This is a genomic window from Brevundimonas sp. (assembly GCF_031082345.1).
Taxonomy (GTDB): domain Bacteria; phylum Pseudomonadota; class Alphaproteobacteria; order Caulobacterales; family Caulobacteraceae; genus Brevundimonas.
This window is the reverse complement of the sequence record NZ_JAVHLH010000264.1, coordinates 1-3,841: the sequence shown is the minus strand read 5'-3', so window position 1 is coordinate 3,841 and position 3,841 is coordinate 1. Positions and strand designations below refer to the sequence as shown.

Genomic DNA, 3,841 nt, shown 5'->3' with positions numbered 1-3,841 from the left:
CCGGCATCGCCGAGGCCGGCGCGCGCCAGCCGGCGAAGGCCCGCTCCAGCTTCGAGGTCAGCTCGGCCAGGGTGGTGTCGCCGACCACCACCAGGGTGGCGTTGTCGGGACGGAACCAGGTCTGGTGCCAGGCCTCCGCATCGGCGGCGGTCAGCGAGGCCACCGTGGCCTCGGTGCCCGAGGTCGGGCGGCCATAGGGGCTGGCGGGGCCGTACATCTCGCGGCTCAGCACCCGGCGGGCGATGGCCCCGGGATTGCGGCCGGCCTGCTGGATGCCGGCGACCTGCTGGGTGCGGGCGCGCTCGAAATCCTCGGCCCGGAAGGCCGGGTTCAGGATCACGTCGGCGTAGAGGTCCAGCGAGGGGTCGAGCCGCGACGACAGGGCCGTCATCGACACACTGGTCGAGTTCGAGCCCGAGCCGGCGCCGAGGGTGGCGCCCAGCAGCTGCAGCCGGTCGCTGATCTCGAGCGCGTCGAGGTTGTCGGTGCCGTTGGTCATCACCGAGGGCGTCAGCTGGGCCAGGCCCGCCTTGGCGTCCGGATCGACCACGGCCCCGGCGTCGAGGATCAGGTTCATGCTGACCGTGGGCACGCTTTCGCGCCGCACGAACATGACCTTCAGCCCGTTGGACAGCTCGGCCCGTTCGATGGTCGGGAACACCGCCTGCGGGGCCTCGCCGGGCGTGGGGACGCCCAGGCTGCGGTCCACCCCGGTCGCCTGGGCGGCGTAGTCGGGGAAGGGCAGGACCTCCAGCGAATAGCTGCCGTCGCTCAGCCAGGCGCGGCCGGCCTGGGTCAGGTCGTCGGGGCGCGCCGAGACGATCCGCTGGTAGGACTCCCGCCACGCGCCCGGATCGCCGTGATAGACTTGGCTCTCGGCGAGGATGTCGGACTTGCCGCCGAAGCCGCCGATCCGTTCCAGCCCGCGCACGAAGCCGGCGCCGACGCTGGTCCGCGCCCGCTCCAGCTCGGCCGCCGTCGGCCCGTCGCGCAGCAGCCGCGCCATCTCCTCGTCGACGATGGCCTCGATCCGCTCGAGGTCCTGACCGGGTTTGGCGGTGACCATGACCAGGAACTGGCCGCCGATCTCGCTTTCCGAGTTGAAGGCGGCGACCTGGGTGGCGATCTGGTCGTCGAACACCAGCCGCTTGTAGAGGCGCGAGTTGCGCCCCGAACTCAGCACCTGGGCCAGCATGCCGAGGTGGTCGGACTCGGCCGAGCCCGCCGGCGGGGTGTTCCAGACCTTGTACAGGCGGGGCTGACCGACGCGGTCGTACATGACCTCGCGCTGCTCGCCGGTCATCTTCGCGATCATCTGGGCCGGCTGGGTCACGGGCGGTCCGGGAGGGATGTCGCCGAAATAGCGCTGCACCTTCTCGCGGGCCTGTTCGGGGGTGATGTCCCCGGCCAGGACGATGGTGGCGTTGGCGGCGCCGTAATAGTCGCGGAACCATTGCTGCACCGTCGGCAGGTCGGCCGCGTTCAGATCGTCCATCGAGCCGATCACCGTGTGGCCGTACGGGTGGTCGTTCGGATAGGTGGCGGCGTTGATCGCGTTCCACACCCGGCCATAGGGCTGGTTCTCGCCCTGGCGCTTCTCGTTCTGGACCACGCCGCGCTGCTCATCCAGCCGCGCCTGGTCGATGGCGCCCAGCAGGTGGCCCATCCGGTCGCTCTCCAGCCACAGGATCGAGTCCAGGGCCGAGGTCGGGACGTTCTGGAAATAGTTGGTGCGGTCGCTGTTGGTGGTGCCGTTCTGGTCGGTCGCGCCCAGCAGCTCCGTGCCCTTGAAGAAGTCGGTGTTGTAGTTCTCCGACCCGTTGAACATCAGGTGCTCGAACAGGTGGGCGAAGCCGGAGCGGCCCTCGGGCTCGTTCTTCGACCCCACGTGGTACCAGATGTTGACCGCCACGATCGGGGCCTTGTGGTCCTCGTGGACGATCACGGTCAGGCCGTTGTCGAGGGTGAATTTGGTGAAGGGGATGTCGACGTCCGGCAGCGGCGCCAGCTGCTCGCGCGACTGCGGCGCGGTGGCGGCCGCCGGCGCCGCGGCGACCTCAATAGCCTGGGTCTGGGCCTGGGCGGCGGTGGCCAGCAGAACGGCCGAGGCCGCCCCCGCGAGCAAGGCGAGACGTTTGGTGCGCATGAGATAACCCCCTTGAAGAGACGGCGCGCGGCGGCGCACGCCATAGTGGCGGCGCCGGGCGGGGGCTTGGCAAGCGCGGAATTTCGACGGAACGCCGCAGGGGCCCCGCCACCCCTTCGCCCCTGCGAAGCCACGCGGCAATTTCGTGCCGGATCGTCGCGCTGCTCTCCCTCTCGCGCAGCTTGACCGCGCCCTGCTGCGCTGCACGCGAAATCATTTGCCTGTTGCAGCGCAATATAGTCCTATCCCTATCCGCGGCGTCGAACGCGGATTCGGGCCGAGACCTTGAAGCTCCACAGCCCGGACGCCGCATGAACCGACTCCTCGCCGCCCCGCTCGCCCTCGTCGTCGCGGGGCTGGCCGCCGGGCCCGCCGTCGCCGCTCCCGCCGCGGCGCCCCTGCTGGCCCACCAGGCCCCGCTGGCGCTGAACGAGGCCTCCTCGGCCTGGATCCTGACCTCGACCGCCCTGGTCCTGATGATGACCCTGCCGGGTCTGGCGCTGTTCTACGGCGGCATGGTCCGACGCAAGAACGTCATCGCCACCCTCGCCCACTCCACCGCCGCCTTCGCCATCGTCACCGTGCTGTGGTTCGCCGTCGGCTACAGCCTGTCGTTCGGCGCCAGCGGGGCGGCGACCAACGGCTTCGTCGGGGGCTTGCAGGCGGCCTTCCTCAATGGCGTCACCCCGTCCACGGCCCACAGCCTCGCGCCCGGCCTGCCCGAGTTCCTGTGGATCGCCTACCAGCTGACTTTCGCCGTCATCACCCCCGCCCTGATCGCCGGGGCCTTCGCCGAGCGGATCAAATTCTCGGCCTCCGTCCTGTTCTTCTTCCTCTGGCACCTGCTGGTCTATGCCCCGATCTGCCACCAGGTCTGGGGCGGCGGCTGGATCGGCTCGCTCGGCGTCCTCGACTTCGCCGGCGGCGCCGTGGTGCACGTCAACGCCGGGGTGGCCGGTCTGGTGGCCGCCCTGGTGCTGGGGCCGCGCCACGGCTTCGGTCGCGACAACATGGCCCCGCACAACCTCGCCTTCACCGCCATCGGCGCCGGCCTTCTGCTGGTCGGCTGGCTGGGCTTCAACGCCGGCTCGGCCTGGGCGGCGGACGGGATCGCCGCCGTCGCCGCCTTCAACACCCTGCTGGCCGCCGCGGCCGCCGCCATCGGCTGGACCGCCGTCGAGTGGATCGACCACAAACGCCCGACCCTGCTGGGCCTGCTGTCCGGCCTCGTCGCCGGCCTGGTGGGGATCACCCCCGCCGCCGGCCTCGTCGATCCGAAGGGGGCCTTCGTCATCGGCCTGGTGTCCGGGCCGGCGTGCTACGCCGGCGCCGTCTGGCTCAAGCGGGCTCTGAAATACGACGACAGCCTCGACGCCTTCGGCCTCCACGGCGTCGGTGGCGTCGTCGGCGCCCTGCTGACCGGCGTCTTCGCCACCGCCGCGATCAATCCCGCCGGCGCCGACGCCAGCCTGCTGAAGCAGACGGTCGGCCTGCTCGCCGTCGTCGCCTGGAGCGCCGTCGGGACCTTCCTGATCCTGATGGTGTGCAAATTCACCACCGGCCTGCGGGTGGCGAAGGAGGAGGAGATCGAGGGCCTCGACTACACCCAGCACGGCGAGACCATCCACCCATAGAAAACGGGGGCCCGCGATCGCGAGCCCCCGTCAGAAGTCTTTCAGCAATCGCGGATCAGCG

2 protein-coding genes are annotated in these 3,841 nt (G+C 70.6%); one reads left to right on the top strand and one right to left on the bottom strand.

What is annotated here, in order from left to right:
• A partial coding sequence (locus tag RDU12_RS13650; protein WP_308685165.1) for a pitrilysin family protein occupies window positions 1-2,146 on the bottom strand: 2,146 nt, incomplete at its 3' end.
• A gap of 311 nt (window positions 2,147-2,457) precedes the next feature.
• On the opposite strand from RDU12_RS13650, the gene RDU12_RS13645 reads away from it, so the two are divergent.
• Window positions 2,458-3,780 (top strand): ammonium transporter, encoded by a 1,323-nt coding sequence (locus RDU12_RS13645; RefSeq protein WP_308685163.1) that lies wholly within the window; start codon window positions 2,458-2,460, stop codon window positions 3,778-3,780.
• Window positions 3,781-3,841: the final 61 nt, after the last annotated feature.

Bases quoted from the DNA above. Each gene is read 5' to 3' on its own strand.
- RDU12_RS13645 (WP_308685163.1), top strand. From the start codon at position 2,458: ATGAACCGACTCCTCGCCGCCCCGCTCGCCCTCGTCGTCGCGGGGCTG.